The sequence below is a fragment of the Streptomyces sp. NPDC026394 genome, from assembly GCF_055567735.1.
Window position 1 is genome coordinate 90,429 of the sequence record NZ_JBVHPX010000005.1, and the last position, 22,483, is coordinate 112,911.

Annotated in this window: 17 protein-coding genes; 11 read left to right on the forward strand and 6 right to left on the reverse strand. The window is 73.6% G+C overall.

The annotated features are described in order from the left end of the window. Window positions 1-462 precede the first annotated feature (462 nt). Window positions 463-888, reverse strand: coding sequence for a subtilase-type protease inhibitor (locus ACZ4QV_RS14140; protein ID WP_361588202.1), 426 nt, complete (start codon window positions 886-888; stop codon window positions 463-465). A gap of 531 nt (window positions 889-1,419) precedes the next feature. Between ACZ4QV_RS14140 and htpG the strand changes: the two genes are divergently transcribed. Next, window positions 1,420-3,345: a molecular chaperone HtpG gene (gene htpG, locus ACZ4QV_RS14145; protein WP_361636951.1), complete on the forward strand. Its 1,926-nt coding sequence runs from the start codon at window positions 1,420-1,422 to the stop codon at window positions 3,343-3,345. A 63-nt stretch (window positions 3,346-3,408) separates the two neighbouring features. Here the strand turns inward: htpG and ACZ4QV_RS14150 are convergent, their stop codons facing one another. After that, window positions 3,409-4,074: a TetR family transcriptional regulator gene (locus tag ACZ4QV_RS14150; RefSeq protein WP_361154388.1), complete on the reverse strand. Its 666-nt coding sequence runs from the start codon at window positions 4,072-4,074 to the stop codon at window positions 3,409-3,411. A gap of 128 nt (window positions 4,075-4,202) precedes the next feature. Between ACZ4QV_RS14150 and ACZ4QV_RS14155 the strand changes: the two genes are divergently transcribed. Then, window positions 4,203-4,967, forward strand: coding sequence for an SDR family NAD(P)-dependent oxidoreductase (locus tag ACZ4QV_RS14155; protein ID WP_361154385.1), 765 nt, complete (start codon window positions 4,203-4,205; stop codon window positions 4,965-4,967). A gap of 92 nt (window positions 4,968-5,059) precedes the next feature. Continuing rightward, entirely contained in the window at window positions 5,060-5,509 is a 450-nt protein-coding gene (locus ACZ4QV_RS14160) for a hypothetical protein (protein WP_467762934.1), read from the forward strand. A gap of 39 nt (window positions 5,510-5,548) precedes the next feature. On the opposite strand, the gene ACZ4QV_RS14165 is transcribed toward ACZ4QV_RS14160, so the two are convergent. Beyond that, window positions 5,549-6,628 (reverse strand): ABC transporter permease, encoded by a 1,080-nt coding sequence (locus ACZ4QV_RS14165; RefSeq protein WP_361154379.1) that lies wholly within the window; start codon window positions 6,626-6,628, stop codon window positions 5,549-5,551. A gap of 263 nt (window positions 6,629-6,891) precedes the next feature. On the opposite strand from ACZ4QV_RS14165, the gene ACZ4QV_RS14170 reads away from it, so the two are divergent. Beyond that, window positions 6,892-10,638 carry a DNA polymerase III subunit alpha gene (locus ACZ4QV_RS14170; RefSeq protein WP_361588209.1) on the forward strand — a complete coding sequence of 1,249 codons (3,747 nt, stop codon included), beginning with the start codon at window positions 6,892-6,894 and terminating at the stop codon, window positions 10,636-10,638. Next, on the forward strand, window positions 10,635-11,711 hold the full coding sequence (locus ACZ4QV_RS14175) for a DNA polymerase Y family protein (RefSeq protein WP_361154374.1): 1,077 nt from the start codon (window positions 10,635-10,637) through the stop codon (window positions 11,709-11,711). The genes ACZ4QV_RS14170 and ACZ4QV_RS14175 overlap by 4 nt, the downstream gene beginning before the upstream one ends. On the opposite strand, the gene ACZ4QV_RS14180 is transcribed toward ACZ4QV_RS14175, so the two are convergent. Beyond that, window positions 11,675-12,331, reverse strand: a complete 657-nt coding sequence (locus ACZ4QV_RS14180) for a pyridoxamine 5'-phosphate oxidase family protein (protein ID WP_361154371.1) — start codon at window positions 12,329-12,331, stop codon at window positions 11,675-11,677. The genes ACZ4QV_RS14175 and ACZ4QV_RS14180 overlap by 37 nt on opposite strands. 372 nt (window positions 12,332-12,703) lie before the next feature. Continuing rightward, on the reverse strand, window positions 12,704-13,723 hold the full coding sequence (locus ACZ4QV_RS14185; protein ID WP_361588211.1) for a lytic polysaccharide monooxygenase: 1,020 nt from the start codon (window positions 13,721-13,723) through the stop codon (window positions 12,704-12,706). A gap of 310 nt (window positions 13,724-14,033) precedes the next feature. On the opposite strand from ACZ4QV_RS14185, the gene ACZ4QV_RS14190 reads away from it, so the two are divergent. The 4 genes from ACZ4QV_RS14190 (at window position 14,034) to ACZ4QV_RS14205 (ending at window position 20,532) form a co-directional block, all read left to right on the forward strand. Beyond that, window positions 14,034-15,311 carry an ATP-grasp domain-containing protein gene (locus ACZ4QV_RS14190; RefSeq protein WP_361636941.1) on the forward strand — a complete coding sequence of 426 codons (1,278 nt, stop codon included), beginning with the start codon at window positions 14,034-14,036 and terminating at the stop codon, window positions 15,309-15,311. Between the two features lie 101 nt (window positions 15,312-15,412). Beyond that, the gene (locus ACZ4QV_RS14195; protein ID WP_361154363.1) at window positions 15,413-17,275 is read left to right on the forward strand and encodes an IucA/IucC family protein; all 1,863 of its coding nucleotides are present in this window, start codon (window positions 15,413-15,415) and stop codon (window positions 17,273-17,275) included. 171 nt (window positions 17,276-17,446) lie between these two features. Beyond that, window positions 17,447-19,243, forward strand: coding sequence for an IucA/IucC family protein (locus tag ACZ4QV_RS14200; RefSeq protein WP_467762935.1), 1,797 nt, complete (start codon window positions 17,447-17,449; stop codon window positions 19,241-19,243). Continuing rightward, window positions 19,240-20,532: a type III PLP-dependent enzyme gene (locus ACZ4QV_RS14205; RefSeq protein WP_361636935.1), complete on the forward strand. Its 1,293-nt coding sequence runs from the start codon at window positions 19,240-19,242 to the stop codon at window positions 20,530-20,532. The genes ACZ4QV_RS14200 and ACZ4QV_RS14205 overlap by 4 nt, the downstream gene beginning before the upstream one ends. Here the strand turns inward: ACZ4QV_RS14205 and ACZ4QV_RS14210 are convergent. Continuing rightward, window positions 20,439-21,407 (reverse strand): GNAT family N-acetyltransferase, encoded by a 969-nt coding sequence (locus tag ACZ4QV_RS14210; protein ID WP_361636932.1) that lies wholly within the window; start codon window positions 21,405-21,407, stop codon window positions 20,439-20,441. The genes ACZ4QV_RS14205 and ACZ4QV_RS14210 overlap by 94 nt on opposite strands. A 216-nt stretch (window positions 21,408-21,623) precedes the next feature. On the opposite strand from ACZ4QV_RS14210, the gene ACZ4QV_RS14215 reads away from it, so the two are divergent. Both ACZ4QV_RS14215 and ACZ4QV_RS14220 read left to right on the forward strand, forming a co-directional pair. Further along, window positions 21,624-22,022, forward strand: coding sequence for a GntR family transcriptional regulator (locus tag ACZ4QV_RS14215; RefSeq protein ID WP_361154351.1), 399 nt, complete (start codon window positions 21,624-21,626; stop codon window positions 22,020-22,022). After that, entirely contained in the window at window positions 22,019-22,447 is a 429-nt protein-coding gene (locus tag ACZ4QV_RS14220; RefSeq protein WP_361878618.1) for a VOC family protein, read from the forward strand. The genes ACZ4QV_RS14215 and ACZ4QV_RS14220 overlap by 4 nt, the downstream gene beginning before the upstream one ends. Window positions 22,448-22,483: the final 36 nt, after the last annotated feature.

Consider the following 22,483-nt stretch of genomic DNA (forward strand, 5'->3'; position numbering starts at 1 on the left):
CCCATTCGAAGGGGTGTGAGGCACCTCTCAAGGCGGCCGCATTCTCGGAAGGCAACCGCCAAATGTCCGGTATGGGGGTGTTTCGTCGGTGCGGTGCGCGACGACTTCAGGAAGTCGGGAGTCCTTTGCCGAAATGTACTTCCGGCTTTTCCCGTTCGACGGTCGGAACGGATTTGCCAAGCCCGTTGCGGCTGGCTCTAATGAGGCATCAGCCCCGTGGCCGAAAAGAATCCGGCGAGCAGCCGGTGAGCCGCGCGCCGTGCCGTTCCGGCGGGTGGTGCGAGGGCTTCCGTGCTGCCGTCCCGTGGAGGGGGCGGGGCGGCGGCACGGTGCGCGGGCCGCGCGCGGAGCAACGGCAGCGGCCGGCCCCCGGGCATCCGTGAAGATGCCCGGGGGCCGGCCGGCCTGCGCGGCGAGAGGGTGGCCGCACCGTTTCAGCGGGTCACCGCCCGGTCGGGGCCGTCAGAACTCGAAGACCAGCCCCTTGCCGCCCTCCATCGTGCAGGGGTTGGCGAAGGTGTGCTCGTAGGCGACGCGGCGTCCCTGCCAGACACCGTTCGCGGTGACCGTGACGGGGTTCCACTCCTTGGTGCACATACGGTCCGCCGCGGACTTGGTGATCGCGTCGAAGTCGCCGTTCGCGGTGCGCAGCTGAGCGCAGGCGGCACGCGCCATCGGGTGCGTACCGGTTCCGGACGAGCTACAGCTCAGCGACACGGCGCGCTGGATGGAGGCCGTAGCGGCGTTGTCCCCGTACCCCACGGTGAGGACCAACTCCGAGGGTGCGTACAGGCTCTTCGGCGTCGCGGGCTGCGCCTGGGCCGTGGTGGCCAGACCGCCGAGCACGAGCGCCGCGCCGAGCGCGATCCCCCCAGTGATGTACCGCATTTTCGAACTCTCCTTCGGTTGTCGTCTCGTATGCCGGACGGTGAGGAGTCTGGCCGAGGCGCGACAGGAAAGCACATCGATCGGTGACTTCCAGTCGTTGGTTGAAAACGCTGTGTGGTGGCGTGAAGTGATGTGACGGGCGTTTCGGTACGTGATGTGTGCTATGCCGCGCGGTCAGCCAGAACGTCGGGGGCGTGGGGTTCCGGCCGGGTCGGGTGCGCGGCGAAAAGCGGCCAACTCCCGTTGTTCATGGGGGTGCAGGGGGCTCGTGGGGGTTCGCCGCTAATGGCCGAAGTGTGGTGCCGACGGAGTGTGTCGGGGGCGTGGCGGGGCGTGAGGAGGCGTCGGTCGGCGCGCGAGGGTCGGTCCGCGCCCACCGTGCGGACCGTCGCCCGTACCGCGGCTCGCACGGCGGTCCGCGCCGCTGCCCGTACGGGCTGTGCAGGGGAAGCGCGCGTAGCTCCTGACCGGCTCATCTACAGTTCTCAGGACGGTCCGCCACCTGGTGACACAAAGAAGGAATTGACACATATGCCGACCGAGACGTTCGAGTTCCAGGTAGAAGCACGCCAGCTCCTGCAGATGATGATCCACTCGATCTACTCGAACAAGGACGTTTTTCTGCGCGAGCTGATCTCCAACGCCTCCGACGCGTTGGACAAGCTGCGCCTCGAAGCGCTGCGCGACGAGTCGCTCGACGCCGATGTCTCCGACCTCCACATCGCCATCGAGACCGATGGTGAGGCCCGGACGCTGACCGTCCGCGACAACGGCATCGGCATGTCGCACGACGAGGTGGTCCAGCTCATCGGGACGATCGCCAACTCCGGCACCGCGAAGTTCCTCCAGGAACTGAAGCAGGCCAAGGACGCGGCCACCGCCGAGGGGCTGATCGGCCAGTTCGGCGTCGGCTTCTACGCCGCGTTCATGGTGGCCGACGAGGTCACGCTGGTCACCCGCCGCGCCGGCCAGAGCGAGGGCACCCGCTGGTCGTCGACCGGCGAGGGCACGTACACCGTCGAGCCGGTCGAGGACGCGCCGCAGGGCACCGCGGTGACCCTGCGGCTCAAGCCGGTGGACCAGGAGGACCAGCTCTTCGACTACACCTCCCGCTGGAAGATCAGGGAGATCGTCAAGCGGTACTCCGACTTCATCACCTGGCCGGTCCGGATGGCCCCCGAGGCCCCGGCGGCCGAGGAACAGGGGGAGGACGCCGAGGACGGCAAGGCGTCCGAGCCCGAGACGCTCAACTCGATGAAGGCGCTGTGGGCGCGCTCCCGGGACGAGGTGAGCGACGAGGAGTACCACGAGCTGTACAAGCACATCAGCCACGACTGGTCCGACCCGCTCGAAACCCTCCGGATGCAGGCGGAAGGCACGTTCGAGTACCAGGCGCTGCTGTTCCTGCCGTCCCGCGCGCCCCAGGACCTGTTCGCGCGCGAGCACCGGCGCGGGGTGCAGCTCTACGTCAAGCGCGTCTTCATCATGGACCACTGCGAAGCGCTGCTGCCCGAGTACCTGCGCTTCGTCAAGGGTGTCGTCGACGCCCAGGACCTCTCGCTCAACGTCTCCCGCGAGATCCTCCAGCAGGACCGCCAGATCCAGCTCATGCACCGCAGGCTGGTGAAGAAGGTGCTGTCCACCGTCAAGGAGATGATGACGCAGCGTCCGGAGAACTACGCCACGTTCTGGGGCGAGTTCGGCCGGGTCGTCAAGGAGGGCCTGCTCAGCGACCACGAGAACCGCGACGCCATCCTGCGCATCGCCTCGTTCCCCACCACCCACGACCAGGAGAAGCCGGCCACCCTCCAGCAGTACGTCGAGCGCATGAAGGAGGGCCAGGAGCACATCTACTTCATGACCGGCGAGTCCCGCACCGCCATCGAGAACTCGCCGCACATGGAGGCCTTCCGGGACAAGGGCTACGAGGTGCTGCTGCTGACCGACCCGGTCGACGAGGTGTGGGTCGAGACCGTCCCCGAGTTCGACGGCAAGGAGCTGCGGTCGATCGCCAAGGGCGAGGCGGACCTCGCGAAGGAGGAGTCCGAGGAGGACAAGGCCGAGCGGGCCAAGCGGCAGGAGGACTTCGCCGGGCTGCTGTCCTGGATGACGGAGCGCCTCGGCGACGAGGTCAAGGAGGTACGGCTGTCCTCCCGGCTGACCGTCTCGCCCGCCTGCGTCGTCTCGGACACCGACGACGTGACCCCGGCGCTGCGGAACATGTACCGCGCCATGGGCCAGGAACTGCCCGAGGCCAAGCGCATCCTGGAGCTCAACCCGGGCCACCCGCTGGTCGAGGGGCTGCGCAAGGCCCAGGCCGAGCGTCCCGACGACGCGGACCTCGCCGGTACGGCCGAACTGCTGCACGGCATGGCGCTGCTCGCCGAGGGCGGCGAACTGAGCGACCCGGCACGCTTCACCAAGCTGGTGGCGGAGCGGCTGGAGCGCGCGCTGTAGGCGCGTCGGCAAGGCTCGTCCCGTAAGACTGCCGCCGGGTCCTTCACGGGCCCGGCGGCAGTGTCATGTCCGGCGCCGGTCCAGCCCGGACAGGCCGGCCGTCAGCGCGCGCATGCCCCGCACCACCAGTTCGGCAGGGTCGTCCGCCCGCCCTTCCGGCGCCTCGTCCGCCGCCCATGTCTCCACCGCGACCCGCATCGCGGTGTTCGCGGCCGCCGCCGCGAGCCGCACCTCCGCCGGACCGCCGTCCGTCAGCCCGGCGAGGACGGGGATCAGCGCCTCCTCGCAGTCGTGGTGCACCCGGTGCCAGACCGAACGCAGCGCCGGATCGTCCCGCATCACCCGCAGCAGTCCGCGGGTCCACCGCAGCGCCTCGGCGGCCCGCTCGTCGGACGGCGTCAGCGCCTGCCGGGCCGCCCGCTCCAGCACGTCCCGTACGGACCGGCCGTCCTCCTGCGTCTCCGCCTCCGCCGCCAGCCGGCGCAGGTCCGCGAGCCACTGCCGTACGCCGACGGCCAGCAGCGGCGCGACCGCGTCCTCCTTGGTGCGGAAGTACCGGTAGAAGGTGCGCAGGGCGACACCGGCGGACCGGGCGATGTCGTCGGCGGTGACGGCGCTGCCCCGCTCGGCGAACAGGGCCGCCGCGGTACGCGCGATCTCCAACTGGGTCTCCGCCTTGCGCCGCTCGGTCAGGGAGGCGGCGGCGGGCGGCAGGGGTGCGGTGGGCATGGGGCGAGCTTACGTCGCCCGTACGTCGAAGTGGCACTCCATGCCGATGTGGCACATTGTGCCACCTGGGCGTACGGTGCCGGTGTCGTCCGCGGCGGACGCGGACACCGAAGGCAGGAGAGAGCCACATGGAGCGCTTCGACGGACGCCGCGTGCTGATCACCGGAGCCGGATCGGGCATCGGGCAGGCCACCGTCCACCGGATCCTGGCCGAAGGCGGCCGGGTGGTGGCCGCCGACATCAGCGAAGCCGGGCTGAAGGCCACCGCCGAACGGGCCGCGGCGGACGGTCACGGCGACCGGCTGAGCACCGCGGTCCTGGACATCGCGGACGAGACCGCGGCGCGCGCGGGCGTCGCCGCCGCGGTGGAGGAACTCGGCGGACTGGACGCCCTGGTCAACGCCGCGGGGATCCTGCGCGCCTCACACACCCACGAGACCAGCCTGGACGCCTTCAACCGGATCATCGCGGTCAACCTGACCGGCACCTTCCTGATGATCCGCGAGGCACTGCCCGCGCTGCTGCGCGGCCGGGCGCCGGTGGTGGTCAACTTCAGCTCCACCTCCGCCGCGTTCGCGCACCCCTACATGGCGGCGTACGCGGCCAGCAAGGGTGGCATCCAGTCCATGACACACGCCATCGCGAGCGAGTACGCCAAGCAGGGGCTGCGCGCGGTGTGTGTGGCGCCGGGGTCGGTGCGCTCCGGCATGACCGACGACCCGGGCCTGCCGGCAGACGCCGACATGAGCCTGTTCGGAAAGCTGCTGCCGGCCATCGGCGAGGGCTTCGCACCCCCGGAGACGGTCGCGGGCGTCATCGCGATGCTGGCTTCCGAGGACGGCGCGTTCATCACCGGTACGGAGATACGTATCGACGGTGGTACGCACATGTGAGACGCGGGGGCTTTTCCGTACTCGCTGGGGCCGAGCGGGCCGCCGATCGGTGGCCGTCCTTCACGTAGTGGGGGCGCTGGGACAATCAGGGGATGACCAGCAATGAGATCCGGTTCGACTGTCAGCGCCGCGACGATTACGGCGACGGGCTCGAGGTCATCCCCTGCATCGACGGAATGCCGCTCACCGACCTGATCGACAGGTTCGAGACCGGAGCCGGGATGCAGCCCGCAGGCGATGCCTACGGTGGTATTTTCCCGCAGCTTTTCCCGTACGGTCCGATGGAAGACCACTTCCATGGGCGATCCGCCGATACATGGGGGATGACACTCCTGCTCGGCTGTGAATGCGGCGAGCCGGGCTGCTGGCCGCTCACGGCCCGCATCGCCGTGACGGGTGATCTCGTGATCTGGGACTCCTTCGAGCAATCCCACCGCCCGGAACGCGACTACACGGCGTTCGGCCCATTTCGGTTCGACCGGAACCGATACCGTGACGCCGTGCAGGCGCTGAGCGCGAAAATCAGATCCGACGACGCATGATCACGCACTCCGTCCGCCCCGTCCGGAAGCGTTCCGCCGTCACTGCCGCACCTCGCTGCGGTTGATCACCGTCCGGCCCTTGGTGAGGGCGGAGAAGATCAGGGTCAGGGCGGTGCCGGCGACGGCCCATGCGGAGAGCACCAGGAGGGGGCCGGTCACCGCGTTGCCGTGGAAGTACGCGATGGAGCGGGCCACCCAGGTACCCGCCCCGGGCGGCAGCGCGGGGCCGATCACGCGCCAGAAGTCCGGCAGCAGGGGGTACGGGTAGGCGCCGCCCGCGCTGGGATTGCCGGCGATCACCACCACGAGGATGGTCAGGCCGATGCCGATGATCCCGGCGATCGCCTGGAAGGCGAAGGTGGTGGCGCCCACCGCGAACACGATCAGCGCGCCGAGGCCCCACAGTCCGTACAGGCTGCCGGGCATGGCTCCCAGGACGGGGCCGATGACGACGGCGCCGGCCAGGCCGGTGAGGATCGAGTAGACGGCGAGCGCGCCCAGCCGGATGACCGCCCGCTTGAGGTTGACGGGGCGGGCGCCGAAGCTGATCGCGAGGATCGCGGCGCACAGGTAGCCGCCCACGCACCAGCCGACCACCAGGTAGAACGAGGACAGGCCGCGGGTGTCGTCCTTGTCGGCGGGGGCGATGTCCTGGACCTGTACGGTGCGTTTCTGCGCCTTCTCGGCCTGGGTGACGACCTGTTCGACGGCCTGGGAGAGCGAGGCCCCGGAACCGCTGGCCACCAGCAGCTTGTCGGTGGTGCCGCGCGGGTCGACGATCAGTGCGCCGTCGATGTCCCGCTCCTTGATCTGCCGCGCCGCGTCCGCCTCGGAGGAGGCCGTACGAGGGTCGAGCGGGGAGCCCGGCAGCTTGTCGAGCCGTTCGACGAGCCGTCCGCTCATCTGCTGGGGCGCGACGACCGCGAGCGGTACGTCCTTCGGCTTCGGAGAGTGGAAGGCGCCCGCGTACGAGGCGATGAACAGGGCCGTCAGGGCCAGTACGCCGATCATCAGCAGGGCGGCCCGCCCCGAGATCGCGTCCTTCACCTCCTCGAGGAAGCTCCTGTCCCGGGTGTCCTGGTCCCGGATGCCGCGGGTGCCGTCGTCCGCCGTGGCCATGCGCCGCTCCCTCGCCCTGCCGTGCCGAGTGGGTCTTTCGTTCTCAGGTAGGTCTCTCGTTCCCAGACCTTTTGCCCCATATCTTCCGGCGTATTACGGATCTTTGCAGGCCGGGCGAGCTGATCGGGGCGGCGGCGCGTTCGGAGCGGACGGAGGCGGGCGCTGTTCGAATTTCGTACGGTTGTTCGAGAAAAGAGTTATGGTGGAACCGCGACGGGGGACGCAGCAACGGTCAGGGGGTGTACGAGCGGCAGGAGGCGCGGATGCCACGGTTCACGCATCTGCACACCGCCTCGGGGTTCTCCCTGCGGTACGGCGCCGCCCACCCGGAACGGCTCGCCGAGCGCGCCGCCGAGCGCGGCATGGACGCCCTCGCGCTGACCGACCGGGACGGCCTGGCCGGAGCCGTCCGCTTCGCCAAGGCGGCGGCCTCGGCCGGCGTCCGTCCGCTGTTCGGCACCGAGCTGGCGGTGGCCCCGCCCGAGGACGGCCGTACGGTACCGGGCGCCGCCCCGGGGACGGCCCGGCGGCGCGGCCCGGTGCGCGGCGGCGCGTTCGTCGACGAGTCGGCGGCCCGCGCCGTCTTCCTGGCCCGGGACGGCGCCGCCGGATGGGCCGTGCTGTGCCGCCTGGTCTCGGCCGCGCACGCGGCCTCCCTGCCGGGCGATTCGACCCGGCCCGTCCTGACCTGGGCCGCCCTCACCGAAGCGGTGCGCGCCGGGGCGCCGGACGCGGTCACCGTCCTGCTCGGGCCCGACTCCGAACCCGGCCGTGCGCTGGCCGCCGGGCGCCCCGACCGCGCCGCCCGGCTCCTCGCCCCCTGGCGCGAACTGTTCGGCGACGCGCTGCGCCTGGAGGTCGTCGACCACGGCCGTACCGGCACCGGACCCGGCTCGCTGCGCCTCGCCGCCCGTACCCTCGGCTTCGCCGTCGAACACGGTGTCCGGGCCGTACTGACCAACGCCGTCCGCTACGCCGACCCCGGCCAGGGCCCGGTCGCCGACGTCCTGGACTCCGCCCGCCGCCTGGTGCCGGTGGACCGGCACCGCCCGGAGGCCCGGGACAGCGGCGAACGGTGGCTCAAGGACGCGAACGCGATGGCCCGCGCCGCCGAGCGGGTCGCCGAGGCGGCCGGTCTCGGGCGCGGCACCGCGCAGCGGCTGCTGGAGATGACCGAGGAGACGGCCGCGCGGTGCCGGGTCGATCCGGAGGACGACATCGGGCTGGGCACCGTGCACTTCCCCGAACCCCGCCTGGTCGGCGCCGCGCGCCGCACCGCCGGACGGGTGCTGCGCTCCCGCTGCGCCGCCGGGATGGTGCTGCGCGGCTACGACCGGCGCCGTGCGTACTGGGAGCGGATGGAGCACGAACTGGACATCATCGAACACCACGGCTTCGCCTCGTACTTCCTCACCGTCGCCCAGGTCGTCGAGGACACCAGGGGCCTCGGCATCCGGGTCACCGCGCGTGGCTCCGGCGCGGGCTCGCTGGTCAACCACCTGCTGGGCATCGCACACGCCGACCCGGTCGAACAGCGGCTGCTGATGGAGCGCTTCCTGTCCAAGCGCCGCGCGGTGCTGCCCGACATCGACATCGACGTGGAGTCCGCGCGCCGCCTGGAGGTCTACCGCGCGATCTTCGACCGGTTCGGCACCGAGCGGGTCGCCACCGTCGCCATGCCCGAGACCTACCGGGTCCGGCACGCCGTACGGGACGTGGGCGCCGCCCTGGGCATGGACCCGGCCGAGGTGGACCGGCTGGCCAAGGCCTTCCCGCACATCCGGGCGCGCGACGCCCGCGCGGCCCTCGCCGAGCTGCCGGAGCTGCGCGGCGTGGACGCGGACCGGTACGGGCCGATGTGGGACCTGGTCGAGGCGCTGGACGCGCTGCCGCGCGGTATCGCCATGCACCCGTGCGGAGTGCTGCTCTCGGACGCCTCGCTGCTGGACCGCACCCCTGTCGTACCGACCCGCAGCGAGATCCCCCACCGTGACGGCGTGGGCGGCTCCCCGCTGCCGATGTCGCAGTTCGACAAGGAGGACGTGGAGGAGATGGGGCTGCTCAAGCTGGACGTGCTGGGTGTACGGATGCAGTCCGCGATGGCGCACGCGACCGCCGAGATCGGGCGGGCCACCGGCCGCAGCGTCGACCTCGACGACCCGGCGCAGGTGCCGCCCGGCGACCCCGCCACGTACGGCCTGATCCGCTCCACCGAGACGCTCGGCTGCTTCCAGATCGAGTCGCCCGGCCAGCGCGACCTGGTCGGCCGGCTCCAGCCCGCCACCTTTCACGACCTGGTGGTCGACATCTCGCTGTTCCGCCCCGGGCCGGTCTCGGCCGACATGGTGCGGCCCTTCATCGAGGCCCGGCACGGCCGCAGGCCCGCCCGCTACCCGCACCCGGACCTGGAGGGGCCGCTGAGCGAGACCTACGGTGTGGTCGTCTTCCACGAGCAGATCATCGAAATCCTGCGGATCATGACCGGCTGCGACCGGGGCGAGGCGGACGAGAAGCGGCGCGCGCTGTCCAAGCCGGAGGTGCAGGGGCAGGTGCGCGCCTGGTTCGTGGAGCGGACCGGGCGGCGGGGGTACACCCCCGAGGTGATCGAACGCACCTGGGAGATCGTCGAGGCGTTCGGCTCGTACGGCTTCTGCAAGGCGCACGCGGTCGCCTTCGCGGTGCCGACGTATCAGTCCGCCTGGCTCAAGGCGCACCACCCGGCGGCCTTCTACGCCGGGCTGCTCACCCACGACCCGGGGATGTACCCGAAGCGGCTGCTGCTGGCGGACGCGCGGCGGCGTGGGGTGCCGGTGCTGCCGCTGGACGTGAACCGGTCGGCGGTCGCTCATCGAATCGAACTGGTGTCCGGTAGTGCGGGTGCGGGTGCGGATGTGGGGGACGGGGGTGGTCCGGCCGCCAGGTCCGGAGACGGAGCCGCCCCCGCGGTCTGGGGCCTGCGGCTCGCCCTCGCCGACGTGCACGGCATGAGCGAGGCCGAGGCCCGGCGCATCGAGGACGGGCAGCCCTACTCCTCGCTCCCCGACCTGTGGCAGCGGGCCCGCCCCAGCCGCCCGGTGGCCGAACGCCTCGCGCGCGTGGGCGCGCTGGACGCCTTCGGCGCCAACCGGCGCGACCTGCTGCTGCACCTGGCCGAACTGCACGGCCGCCGGCGGGGCGTGGCCGAGGGGCAACTGCCCCTGGACGCGGGGGACGGCGCCGCCGCGCCCGTCGAGGCGGTCGAACCGGCCGGGCTGCCCGACCTGACCGACGTCGAAAGGCTCAGTGCCGAACTGGGCGTCCTCGGCATGGACACCACCCGGCACCTGATGAGCGACCACCGGGAGTTCCTCGCGGAGCTGGGCGCGCTGCCCGCCAAGCGGCTGCGGGACGCCGCGGACGGGGAGACGGTGCTGGTCGCCGGGGCCAAGGCGGCCACCCAGACCCCGCCGATCCGCTCCGGCCGCCGGGTCATCTTCACCACCCTCGACGACAGCACGGGCCTGGTCGACTGCGCCTTCTTCGACGATTCGCACGAGGCGTGCGCGCACACCGTCTTCCACTCCTGGCTGCTGCTCGTACGGGGCACGGTCCAGCGGCGCGGGCCGCGCAGCTTCAGCGTGGTCGGCGCCGCCGCCTGGAACCTCGCCGAGCTGGCCGAACTGCGCCGCGAGGGCGGGCTGGAAGCGGTCACCGCGCGCCTCGCCGAAGAGAGCCGGACGGCGGCGGAACCGGCCGGGCCGGCGGGTGGCGGGCCGGTCGACGGCGGGGTGCCGCGCCGGGTGCACAGCGAACCGGGCCGCGCGGGCTCGGCGGCGGCCGAGGCGACCTGGGCGGCGGACCGGGCTCCGGCCGCCGCGTCCGGAGCGGACCCGGCGGCCGCACCGGCCGGCCGTACCATCCGGCTGGAGACCGGCTACGAGCTGCACCCCTGGGCCGACCTCCGCCCGGCGGGCGAAGGCACCGCCACCGGACGCAAGCTGTGGCACGCCAGCCCGGGGAGCGCGGGATGACCGGCCGGAGCGGGACGCCCGCCGGGGCCGGGGCCCCTGCCGAGATGCTGTACGTACGGTTCCGCGCCGCCGGTGACGGCGGCACGGACGGAGACCGGGAAGCCCCGCCCGGCGAGGAGACCTACGAACAACTCCTGCGGCTGCTGGGCCAGTTCACGCCGGTGATCGAGGCGCTGCCGCCGGACGCCGCGCTGGCCGACGTACGGGGAGCGCTGCGCTACTTCGAACGGGACGCCGCCGGCATCGCCGAGCTGATCCGGCTGCGGGCGCTGGCCTGGTACGGGGTGCGGTGCACCATCGGTGTCGCCGGCAACCCGCTGCTCGCGCGGATGGCGGCGCAGGGTGCCGCGCCCGGCGAGGTGCGCCGGGTCCCCGGGGACGCCGTCGCGGACTTCCTCGACCGCAAACCGGCCGCCGCCCTGCACGGCGTCGGGCCGGCGACCGCACGCGCCCTGTGCGCGTACGGGCTGGACAGCGTCGGCCGGATCGCCGCCGCGCCGCCCGCGACCCTCCAGCGCATCCTCGGCGCGAAGGCGGGCCGGGCGGTGTACGACAAGGCCCGCGGGATCGACCCGAGCCCGGTCACCCCGAACGCCGCCGCCCGCTCGATCGGCGCCGAACACCGCTTCGCACACGACGAACTGGACCCGGACCGGCGGCGGCGCGCGCTGCTCTCGCTCGCGGACGACCTCGGCGCCAGGCTGCGCGGCAGCGGCCGGGCGGCCCGCGCGCTCACCCTCACCGTCCGCTACGCCGACCGTTCCACGACGACGCGCACCCGGCGGCTGCCCGAACCGACCGCGCACGGGCCCGCGCTGACGGACGCGGCGTACACACTGCACGCGGCACTCGGGCTGCAACGGGCCCGCGTACGGTCCGTGTCGCTGCGGGCGGAGGACCTGTGCCGCGCCGAACACGCCGCCCGGCAACTGACGTTCGACCCGGCCGAGGACAAGGCGCGCCGCATCGAGGCCGCCGTGGACCGGGCGCGGGAGCGCTTCGGCGAGGCGGCGGCCCGGCCCGCGGCGAAGCTCGCTCAGCCGTACAGCCGCTCCGCGTACCGCGGGCCGTAGTGCTCCTCCAGTTGCTCCAGCGGGATGTCGGGGACCTCGACATCCTTGGCCATGCGGGCCCGTGAGGGCAGCGCGTCGGGCCGCCAGCTCTCCGGCTGCCACATCCGGGAGCGCAGGAACGCCTTGGAGCAGTGGTAGAAGACCTCGTCTATCTCGACGAGCAGCACCAGCCGGGGGCGGTTGCCCCGGACGACCATGGCGTCGAAGAACGGGGCGTCGCGCAGGATGCGGGCGCGGCCGTTGATGCGCAGGGTGTCGCCGCGGCCCGGGAGGACGTAGTTCAGTCCGACCCGCGGGTTGGCGAGGATGTTGCGGAAGCCGTCCACGCGCTTGTTGCCGGGGCGGTCCGGTATCGCGATCGTGGTGTCGTCCAGCACCGTCGTGAAACCGGCGGGGTCGCCCTTGGGGGAGACGTCGCACCGGCCCTCGGCGTCCGAGGTGGCGACGTAGCAGAACGGCGAGCTCGCCAGCCACTGCCGGTCGAGGTCGTGCAGCCGGTCGCGCACCTTGTACAGCGCGTGGTCGCTCGGCTCACCGACCAACTCCCGCAACTCGCGCTCGGACACGACCTCCGTGACCTGCCGGGCCCCGTCGGCCCCTGCCCACTCCTTCGTCGTCACGCTGCTCTCCTCGTCGTCAAGGTCAACTCCCGTGACTGTACGGGACACCACTGACAACCGCCTGAAGCGGCGAATTTCCGGGATTCCTCCGGCGGAACGGGAATCTCCGCAGGGCCGCCCGTCGCTGAGAGATGACACGACGCGCGCCTGCCGTGCTGTCACGCCGCACCACAGGGGAGTGCGGCGCGGCAGCGGGGCGCGCGAGGCGCCGCCGCCCCCTGAGGTGAAGGAAAAGGGGGCGGCGGCGCCGGTGTGGGGGCCCCGCGAGGCCAGTGGGGGATGGCCTCGCGGGGCCTGCGGGGCCAGTGGGGGATGGCCTCACAGAGTCGGGCCCTGTGTGGGGGGAAGGGCCCTGGGGAGGAAGTGTGCGGGTCAGCCGCGCTGTCGGGCCGCCTTGCGGCGGGTGCTCGCGAACAGGACCGAGGCGCCCAGCGCCAGGACGGCCGCGCCGCCGACGGCCATCGGTGCGGTCGAGCTGTCGCCGCCGGTCTCCGCGAGGTGGCTGCCGGCCGCCTGCTGGGCACCGGCCTGCTTCGGGTCCACCTCCTTGGCCGCGCCGCCGTCGGGGTGCGCCGCGTTCCCCGTGGAGGTGTCCGATGCCTTGCCGGTGTCCCCGGCAGCCTGGGCGTCGCCGTGTGCGCCGTGACTGCCGTGGTGCGTGTGGTCGATGGTCGACTTGCTCGCCTCGGCGGCGATCTGCTGGTCGCCCGGCGCCGCGGCGGCCGGGGCCGAGGCCGCCGCGCCGCCGCTCGTACCGCCCTTGCCGAAGACGACGTCGGAGCAGGTGTAGAACGCCTCGGGGCTGTCCGAGCGCTGCCAGATGCTGTAGATCAGGTGGCGGCCGGTCTTGGCGGGCACCTTGCCGCCGAAGACGTAGTCGCCGCTGGTCAGCGTGGGGTTGGTGACCTTGGCGAACGGTTTCGCCTCCAGGTCCGACCACTTGAGCGGCTTGGCGGGGTCGTAGCCGTCCTTGGTGATGTACAGCTCGAAGGAGCCGCGGTGCGGGGCGGTCGCCTTGTACCGGAAGGTGTGGTTGCCGGCCTTGAGGTTCGTGGCCGGCCAGTCGGCCCGCGGCAGGTCCAGGCCCTTGTACTCGGGGGCGTTGGCGCTGCACAGCTTGCCGTCCGGGATGCGCTTCTTGGACCGGCCGCCCGCGTTGCCGTCCCGTACGCCGTTCCAGTCGTACAGGGCCTGGGTGCCGCCGGCCGCGACCATCGCCTTGCAGGCCGCGGACTTCGGGTGCTCGGGGCCCTCGGCGAAGCAGGCGGAGATCCGGCTGACCGGGTCGGTCATCGAGCCGTGGGCGACGGCCGGGGTCGCGGTGAGCGCGGTGAGCGCCAGCGGGGCGATGCCGGTCAGCGCGATCCCGGCTGCCGTGCGGCGAGCGGTCATCGTGGGGGTCTCCTTCGTCGGATCGGGGGAGCGGCACCGCACGAACGCTCGGTCCGGGCGGTGCGATCAGCACGCTAGCCCCGCTGAGCAGCGCATTTCGGTCCGGAAGCCGGTTCGCGGTGATCTTTATGGCCGGCTTAAGAAAGAGCTGAGGAGGGATTAAGGCCAGGGGCGTCCGGGGCCGGGGTGAGGGGCGCGAGGGTGGCAGCGGGGGCGGGGCGGTGCGGGGGAGGGGCAGGCGGAGGGGGCGACACGGCGGCGGACGCCACGAGTTGACAAGGTTAGGTATGCCTAACCTAATCTTGCGCGGGTGAACGAGGCCGCAACCCCGAACGACGCCTGTGCGGGCCTGATCCTCCTGGCCCGCAACCCCACCGACTCCGTCACGGAAGGTTTCCTGCCGGCCGCGGCCCGCCTCGGCCTCGCCGTGACGCTGCTGACCGACCAGCCGGACGCCCACCGCGCGGCGTACGAGCGGTACACGCGCGAACGGTGCGGGGACGGGCCGTCGGCGGGAGCGCTGCCCGGCAGGCTGGAGATCGTACCGTGCGACGTGCAGGACTTCCGCGCCGTGATCGCGCGAACCTCCGCGCAGACGGGGCGGGTTGGGGCTCCTGCCGCGGTTTTCACCAACAGTGACCACCTCCAGGCCCAGGCAGCCTTGGCCGCCGAGTACTCCGGGCTGCCCGGCAAGGACTGGCGGGCCGCGCTCCGTACGAAGAACAAGGCCGAACTGCGGCGCGGCCTGGCCGCCGCCGGGCTGGACACCGTCAACTCCGCCGAACTGGCGCCGGGCGACGCCCCGGCCGGGCACGGCGTCCCGTACCCCTGTGTGCTCAAGCCGCGCGAAGGGGTGGCCGGCGAGGACGTCTTCCTGGTGGCGGACGACGCGGAACTGGCCGCGCGGTGCGGCGAGATCCGGGCACGGCGGCCCGGCGCCGCGCTGGTCCTGGAGGAGTACCTGGACGGCCCGCTGCACACTCTGGAGACCCTCGGCGACGGTCACGTACTGCACCCGCTGGCCTCGTTCCGCACGGACACCTCGCCGCCGCACTTCATCGAGGAGCGGCTGACCCTGCTCCCCGAACCGCCCGGCCCCTGCACCCGCCAGGTGCTGGAGCAATTGCACGCGCTGGGTGTCGGATTCGGCGCCTGCCACACCGAGTACGTGGACCAGGGCGGCCGGGCCCGGATCATCGAGGTCAACTACCGGGCCATCGGCGACCGGTGCGACCTCGCCCTCGCCGAAGCCCTGGACCTCCCGCTCTTCGAGCTGATCCTCCGTACGCACCTGGGGGAGCCGCTGCCGGACGCCCTGGCCGTGCGGCGCGGCACAAGGGTGCGCATGGAGTACGTGTGCGCCGACCGGGACGGAACGCTGAAGGCCGCGCCGGAGGCGCACGTACAGGAGGCGGACGGCGTCCGCCTCGACTACCGGCCCTTACGTGAGACGGGCGAGCGGCACCCGCTGTACCGCACCAACCGGGACTTCCTCGGGGTGCTGCGGGCGACCGGCCGCGACGAAGGGCGTATCGACGCGGCCGTACGGGAGTTCCTGGCCGCACACTGTTGGGAGATCGTGCCGTGACGGCGGTGGCGGGAGACGGCGTACCGGACACACTGCGGGGGGCGACGGGAGGAGTGGCCCCGGAGGGCGGGGCCGCGCCGGGCGGAGCGGAAGAGGACCTGATGCGGCGCGTGCTGAGCGCGCTGCTGCGCGAGGACGCGTACGGGCTGCGCCGCCGCGCGGGGACGGTGCGCCGCCCGGACGGCGACTGGCTGCGGCTGGGCCTCCCGGACGGGCCGGTCCTGGTCCCGGTCGAGGCCGACGGCTTCCAGTGCGAGACCGCCGCCAGCAGGGGAGAGCTGGCGCGCGCCGACGGCACGCGGGTGACCGGGGTGGACGGCATCATGGGCGTGCTGCGCACCGCCGTGGCGCCCGAGGACCGGCCGGGCTTCGACGCCTTCACCGGCGAGTGCCACCAGGCGCTTGCCACCGCCCGGATGCAGGCCGCCGAGCGCGCGGCGGTGATCGCCCGCCTCGGCCCGCACGCGGGCGGCGGCGCGTACGGCGGGAACAACGGCGCGACGGCCGGCGGAGCCCGCGGCGCGGCGGCCGGCGCGTACGACGGCGACCGCGCCTGGTGCGGCCCCGGCGGCGCACTCGACTACGACACGCTCGCCGCGTACCGCGACCACCCCGTCTACCCCACCGGCCGGGCCCGCCTCGGCCTGGACGAGACCCAGATCCGCGCCTACGCGCCGGAGTTCGCCCCCGGCTTCGCGCTGCGCTGGCTGGCCCTCCCGCGCGAGGCCGTCAACGGCGACCCGGCGGCGCTGCCCGCCTGGTGGCCCGCCCCCGGTGACCTGGGCCTGCCCCGGCTGGACGGCAGCCATCTCGCCCTGCCCGTCCACCCGCTCACCGCCGAAGGCCCGCTGGCCGAAGCGCTGCGCGCCCGCGGCCTCGAAGACGGCGCGCGGCTCGCCGACCGCGCCTGGCTGCGGGTACGGCCCACCCTGTCGATGCGGACCGTCGCCGTCACCGACGACCCGTACACCCACCTCAAACTCCCGCTCGCCACCGCCACCCTGGGCCGCCTCAACCGGCGCGGCATGAAACCCGGCACGCTCGTGGACGGCGCGGTGGGCCAGCGGCTGCTGGAGACCGTCGTCGACCGGCACCCGCGCTTCGCCGAGACCGTGCTGCTCGCCGACGAGACCACTCATCTGGACGCCGGACACGACCTGCTGGCCACCCTGGTGCGCCGCTTCCCCAAGGGCAGTGGCGGCACGGCGGCGGTGTGCGGCAGCGCCGACGGGCTGAAGGGGGCGCGGAGCCTGCGCGGCCTGCGCGGGTCCAGCGGGCTGCGCGGCGCCCGGGTGGTGCCGCTGGCCGCGCTCGCCGCCCGGATGCCGGACGGCTCACTGGTCGCCGACGACCTCGCCCGCCGCTTCTACGGCGGCGACCTGCTCGCCCTCCTCGACGCCTACCTGACACTCCTCCTGGACTGGCACACCACCCTCTTCGCGTACGGCATCGCGCTGGAGTCGCACCAGCAGAACACCTCCCTCGTCCTGGACGAGGTGGCCGGACGCCCGCGTCTGCGGCTGCTGCTCAAGGACAACGACGGGCCGCGGGTGAACACCGTACGGCTGGCCGCCGTCCTGGGCGGGGACGCCGCCGACCTGTGCGGATTCGACGACCGGCGCATCCTGGTGGGCGGTGACGCCCCGGTGGCCGACGTCTTCGCCACCATCACCGTCCACCTGTGCGCCGGGGCCCTCGCCTTCGAACTGGCCCGGCTCGGCCGCGCGCCGCTGCCGGTCCTGCTCGGGCAGCTCAGAGCGCGGCTCACGGAGGCCGTCGACCGGCTGGAGGCCGCACCCGGAGCTGCCGCCGCCGTGCTGCGCCACCGCGTCCTGGACGCCGACCGGCTGCCGGTCAAGGCCATGGTCACGGCCGGCAGCCTGCTGTCGAAACGCCGGTCGGGGGCGTCGGACATCAACAAGTTCTACGTCACCGGGCCGAACTACCTGGCGCCGGGCCGGTGACCGCTTCCCCGGTTCCGTGCCGCCCCGCGTGACGCCCGTCCGGGCCCGCTGACGCGTTCCGGGCCCGAGGAACCCCGGGCTTCCGGGCCCGAAAGCCCCGGAGCCCCCCACGGCCCGGCCCAGCCCCCCTCCCAGGCATCCGCTCCCCACCCCCCTGTTGGAGTCCCCGCAATGCCCCTCGCCCCCTACCGCACCACCGGCACGGACGGCCGCACGGTCCCGCTCACGGCCGACGAGCCCGTGGCCCACACCCTCCTGAACTGCCTGCTGCGCGAGGTCTGCGGCCCGGAACGGCAGACCGCCGTGGCCGGTACGCACCTGCTGCTCCGGCTGCCGCGCTGCGGCGAACTCCTGCGGGTCGGCCTGCGCCGCATCTCGCTCACCGGGGCGCACCGCTTCACCGGCCCGGCCGGGCGGTGGTGCGACGGCGGCTGGCACGAACTGGGCTGGGAGGAACTGGCCGCGTGCGCGCAGCGGGAGCTGGAGCTGCGGACGGGCGTACGGAACGAGGAGTTCCGGGCGCAGGTCGCGGCGAGCCACGCGGGTGTCACCGCCGCCCTGGAACACGCCGCCGCCCCCGGCCGGGCGGGCAGCCGGGACACCGGTCCGCACGCCCGTTACGTGCGCTCCGAACAGTCGCTGCTGTTCGGCCACCGCTTCCACCCGACGCCCAAGTCCCGCACCGGCAGCGCCGCCGACTGGGCCCGCTACGCGCCCGAGGCCGGGGCCCGCTTCCCGCTGCGCCACCTCGCCGTACGCGCCGACCGGATCCGCGAGGAGGCCGCCACCCCCGCAGCCCTGACCGCGCTGGACCGGCAGGGCGAGGTGCCCGACGGCTACCGGCTGCTGCCCGCCCACCCCTGGCAGTACGCCATGCTCCGGGCGCACCCCGCCCTGCGGGACGCCGTACGGCGCGGCGACGTGCTCGACCTGGGGGAGCGCGGCGACGCCTTCGCGCCCACCGCGTCCGTCCGCACGCTCTACGACGGCCGGAACTTCCTCAAGTTCAGCCTCAACACCCGCATCACCAACTGCGTACGCAAGAACGCCGACTACGAACTGCGCGGCGCCGTCGCCCTCACCCGCCACCTGGAACCCGTCGCCACCGCCCTCACCGCCCGCTTCCCCGGCTGCGACCTGCTGCGGGAGCCCGGCTACCGCACCGTCGACGTGGGCGACCGGGAGCTGGCCGAAGGGCTCGGCGTCATCGTCAGGGAAGGACTGGGCGCGCGGCTGCGGCCCGGCGTCACCCCGCTGCTGGCCGCCGCCGTCGCCGACGAACACCCGTCGAGCGACGCCCAGTTCGGCGAGCTGCTGCGCGGTGCCGACCCGGTGGCGGCGCTGGGCTGGTGGGACGCGTACCTCTCGCTGCTCGTCCCGCCCGTGCTGGCCGCCTACTTCGACCACGGAGTGGTCCTCGAACCGCACCTCCAGAACGTCGTCCTCGGTGTCGACGCCCTCGGCATGCCCGTCCAGGCACTCCTCCGCGACCTGGAGGGCACCAAGCTGCTGCCCGGCCCGCACACCGCGTTCCTCGGCAGTCTGCCGCAGGACGTGGCCCGTCCCCTCGTCTACGCGCCGCAGCGCGGCTGGGACCGGGTCGTCTACTGCCTGCTGGTCAACCACCTCGCCGAGCTGGCCGCCGCCGTCGCCGACCGGCACCCGGGGCTGGAGGGCGAACTGTGGCGCGCCGTACGCGGAGTGCTGCGCGAACGGAGCGCCGCACACGGCGAACCGGCCGAACTGCGTGCCCTGCTGGCCGGCGCGCCCCTGCCTGCCAAGGCCAACCTGCTGACCCGGTGGGGACGCGCGGCGGACCGGGAGGCGGGGTACGTGCACATCACCTCGCCCGTCGGCCCCGGCACGGCGAACGGTACGGTGTCCGACGGCCTGGCAGCGCCCCGCACGCGCGCCGCATCCCGGGCCGCATCCCGCGCCGCCTTCCCCCGCCCCCGGAGCACCTCATGATCACCGAGCTGGCCGCGCGCCAGGTGGACCTCCTCACGGCCGGGCACCCGGGCCCCGGCAGCGCACTCGACGGACCGCTGCCCGCCTACGTCTACGACCTGGCCGACCTGGACGCCCACGCGGCCTCCGTACGGGCCGCGCTGCCGCCCGCCGTCGAGCTGTACTACGCGGCCAAGGCCAACCCGGACCCGCGTCTGCTGCGGACCCTGGCCCCGTACACCGACGGCTGCGAGGTCTCCTCGGCGGGCGAGGCCGCCCATGTGCGCGCGGCCGTGCCCGCGCTGCCGCTGGCCTTCGGCGGGCCGGGCAAGACGGAAGCGGAACTGCGCGCCGCCCTCGACCTGGGCGTCGAACGCTTCCACCTGGAGAGCGAGCACGAACTGCGGATGCTCTCCGCCCTCGCCGGGGAGACCGGCCGGACCGCCGACGTGCTCCTCCGCGTCAACCTGCCGCTCGGCGCGGGCGTGACGGCAGGCGCCGCGCTCGCGATGGGCGGCCGGGCCACCCCCTTCGGCCTCGACCCGGCGCGCGCGGAACACTGCCTGCCGCTGCTCTGCGACGGGCCGCTACGGCTGCGCGGCATCCACGCCCACCTGGCCAGCGGCCTGGAAGCGCCCGCCCAGCTCGCCCTCGCCGCCCGCATCACCGAATGGGCCCGGCACTTCGCCGCCCGGCACGGCCACTCCCTCTGCGAGGTCGGCCTCGGCGGCGGCATGGCCGTCGACTACACGCGCCCGGACACCCGCTTCGACTGGACGGAGTACGGCACCGGGCTCGCCGAGCTGGCCGACCGCTACCCCGAGTTCACCCTGCGCATCGAGCCGGGCCGGGCACTGACCGCCTACTGCGGCTGGTACGTGACCGAAGTCCTGGACGTCAAGCACAGCCACGGCGAAGCCTTCGCCGTACTGCGCGGAGGAACCCACCACCTGCGCACTCCGGTGGCCAAAGGACACGACCACCCCTTCGTCGTCCTGCCCGTCGACGAGTGGACCCGCCCCTGGCCGCGCCCGGGCGCACACGGGCAGGAGGTCACCCTCGCCGGGCAGTTGTGCACCCCCAAGGACGTCCTGGCGCGCCGGGTTCCCGTCGCCCACCTGCGGGCCGGAGACCGGGTCGCCTTCGCACTGGCCGGCGCGTACGCCTGGAACATCTCGCACCACGACTTCCTCATGCACCCGCCGCCGGCCTTCCACTACACGGGCGAAGGGGCACCGGCGGGCGCACCCGTGGGGCGCGCGCGGCGCAGTGCGCGGACGCAGTGCCACTCGGCGGCGAACGGGCGGTAGCCCAGCGCGGCGTTGACGGCGAGCATCGGGGCGTTCTCGGCGTCGTTGGACGTGAACGCCTCCGTGCAGCAGGCGTCCCGGGCCCGGCGCAGGGAGTCGGTCTTGGCCAGCCTGGCCAGCCCCCGGGCCCGGTAGGCGCGGCGGGTGCCGGTCATCTCCGAGCCGTAGCGGCCCTGCCCGTCCGTGACGGCCAGGCTGAACGCCGCGACCTCACCGTCGACCGTCACCACCGTCGTCAGGTCCAGGTCGGTGTCCGGGTGCTCCCAGGTGTGGACGATCCAGTCCTCGTACGTCATCGCGTCGACGGTCAGGTCGTCCGGCTCGTCCGCCGTGACCTCGGCGTCCGCCGCGAACAGCGGGCGGGGATCGGCGCCGAAGTCGGCGGCGGTACGCAGCTCCGTACCGGGCGGAAGGCTCGCGGGCAGCGGTGGCAGGGCGGCGTGGGCGAGGTCGAGGCGGAGGTAGCGGGCCACGCGCAGGCGGCGGTAGCCGCGGCGTTCGGCGAAAGCCAGCGAGCGGGGGTCGTCCTGCGGGTAGGCGTGCAGATGGGTGGCACCGAGACCGGCCAGGTGCTCCTCCGCCGCGTCGAGCAGGGCGCGGCCCGCGCCCAGCCCGCGGTAGCCGGGATCCACCAGCGGCGCGACGACGCCCTGCCCGGCCGTACTGCTGTCGTGCCGGACACTCGCCTTCACCACGCCGACGACCCGGCCGCCGGCCTCCGCGACGAGCACCTTCAACCGCCGGGCGGCAGGCGCCTCGGCGACCTCCCAGGCGACGGACTGCGGCGTCGAGATCCCGTAGGGCAGCACCCGGCGCCGCACCTCGCTGACGTCCCGGGCATCGGAGCGGTGGAAGGGCCGCACGGTGATAGTCATCAGCGGGACGGTACGCCCACCGCCCGGACGCCGCCTCCGAATATCTCCGGGCGGGACGCCACCGCACGGCCGTTCCGGAACAGCTCCCGCGGGCCGGGGACCGGTGCGCGTCCGGCACGACATGTGCGGCCCTGCGGACACGGCGGGCACCGCTGGCGCACAATGGGGGCGACCCACCCCTGCGACTCTCGCAACCCCCGTACCAGGAGCGCCACCGTGGCCGTCCAGCAAGCGCCGCCCCTGCGGCTGACCATCGACCCGGACGCGGCGGACGCGCCGTTCGAGCAGGTCCGGGCCCAGATCGCCGGTCAGGCGCGGGCCGGCGGACTGCCGGTCGGCCGCAAACTGCCCACCGTACGCGGTCTCGCCGAACAGCTCGGACTGGCCGCCAACACCGTCGCCAAGGCGTACCGGGCCCTGGAGACGGACGGCGTGATCGAGACGCGGGGACGCAACGGCACCTTCATCGCGGCGGCCGGCGAGGCCGCCGACAAGGAAGCGGCGGCGGCCGCCGCCTCCTACGCCCGGCGCGCCCGCCGCCTCGGCCTGGACCACGCCGCCGCCCGCACCGCTGTCACGGACGCCCTGCGCGCGACCTACGGAGACGACGCATGACCGCCCTCGCCCGCGTCCAGTGCACCGCCCTGGACTGCCCCGACCCGATGCGGCTCGCCCGCTTCTACGCCGAGCTGCTCGGCGGCGAGATCAACCGCCCGACTTCCCTCTGGACCACGGACGACGACTGGGTCACCCTGCACGCCGAAGGTGGCACGGTCCTCGCCTTCCAGCGCGCCCCCGGCCACCGCCCGCCCCGCTGGCCGGACCCGGATCACCCCCAGCAGTCCCACCTGGACCTCGGCGTGGACGACATGGAAACCGCGCACCGGCAGGTGCTCGACGCGGGCGGCACCCTGCTCGACGCCACCCACGACGGCGGACCGCACGGCTTCCGGGTCTACGCCGACCCGGCCGGACACCCCTTCTGTCTCGTACGGGAACGGCCCGGGGACCAGCAGGCGTACGAGAAGGGCACCGTGTGACCGGCATGTAGGCCCTCGCCCGCCACCCCGGCCCGT

What these genes read in the sequence shown, in the direction of transcription:
- ACZ4QV_RS14170 (WP_361588209.1), top strand. Translation starts at nt 6,892, where the DNA reads ATGCCACGGTTCACGCATCTGCACACCGCCTCGGGGTTCTCCCTGCGG.
- ACZ4QV_RS14140 (WP_361588202.1), bottom strand. Translation starts at nt 888, where the DNA reads ATGCGGTACATCACTGGGGGGATCGCGCTCGGCGCGGCGCTCGTGCTC.
- ACZ4QV_RS14185 (WP_361588211.1), bottom strand. Translation starts at nt 13,723, where the DNA reads ATGACCGCTCGCCGCACGGCAGCCGGGATCGCGCTGACCGGCATCGCC.
- ACZ4QV_RS14150 (WP_361154388.1), bottom strand. Translation starts at nt 4,074, where the DNA reads ATGCCCACCGCACCCCTGCCGCCCGCCGCCGCCTCCCTGACCGAGCGG.
- ACZ4QV_RS14195 (WP_361154363.1), top strand. Translation starts at nt 15,413, where the DNA reads ATGCGGCGCGTGCTGAGCGCGCTGCTGCGCGAGGACGCGTACGGGCTG.
- ACZ4QV_RS14155 (WP_361154385.1), top strand. Translation starts at nt 4,203, where the DNA reads ATGGAGCGCTTCGACGGACGCCGCGTGCTGATCACCGGAGCCGGATCG.
- ACZ4QV_RS14220 (WP_361878618.1), top strand. Translation starts at nt 22,019, where the DNA reads ATGACCGCCCTCGCCCGCGTCCAGTGCACCGCCCTGGACTGCCCCGAC.
- ACZ4QV_RS14175 (WP_361154374.1), top strand. Translation starts at nt 10,635, where the DNA reads ATGACCGGCCGGAGCGGGACGCCCGCCGGGGCCGGGGCCCCTGCCGAG.
- ACZ4QV_RS14160 (WP_467762934.1), top strand. Translation starts at nt 5,060, where the DNA reads ATGACCAGCAATGAGATCCGGTTCGACTGTCAGCGCCGCGACGATTAC.
- ACZ4QV_RS14205 (WP_361636935.1), top strand. Translation starts at nt 19,240, where the DNA reads ATGATCACCGAGCTGGCCGCGCGCCAGGTGGACCTCCTCACGGCCGGG.
- ACZ4QV_RS14210 (WP_361636932.1), bottom strand. Translation starts at nt 21,407, where the DNA reads ATGACTATCACCGTGCGGCCCTTCCACCGCTCCGATGCCCGGGACGTC.
- ACZ4QV_RS14200 (WP_467762935.1), top strand. Translation starts at nt 17,447, where the DNA reads ATGCCCCTCGCCCCCTACCGCACCACCGGCACGGACGGCCGCACGGTC.
- htpG (WP_361636951.1), top strand. Translation starts at nt 1,420, where the DNA reads ATGCCGACCGAGACGTTCGAGTTCCAGGTAGAAGCACGCCAGCTCCTG.
- ACZ4QV_RS14165 (WP_361154379.1), bottom strand. Translation starts at nt 6,628, where the DNA reads ATGGCCACGGCGGACGACGGCACCCGCGGCATCCGGGACCAGGACACC.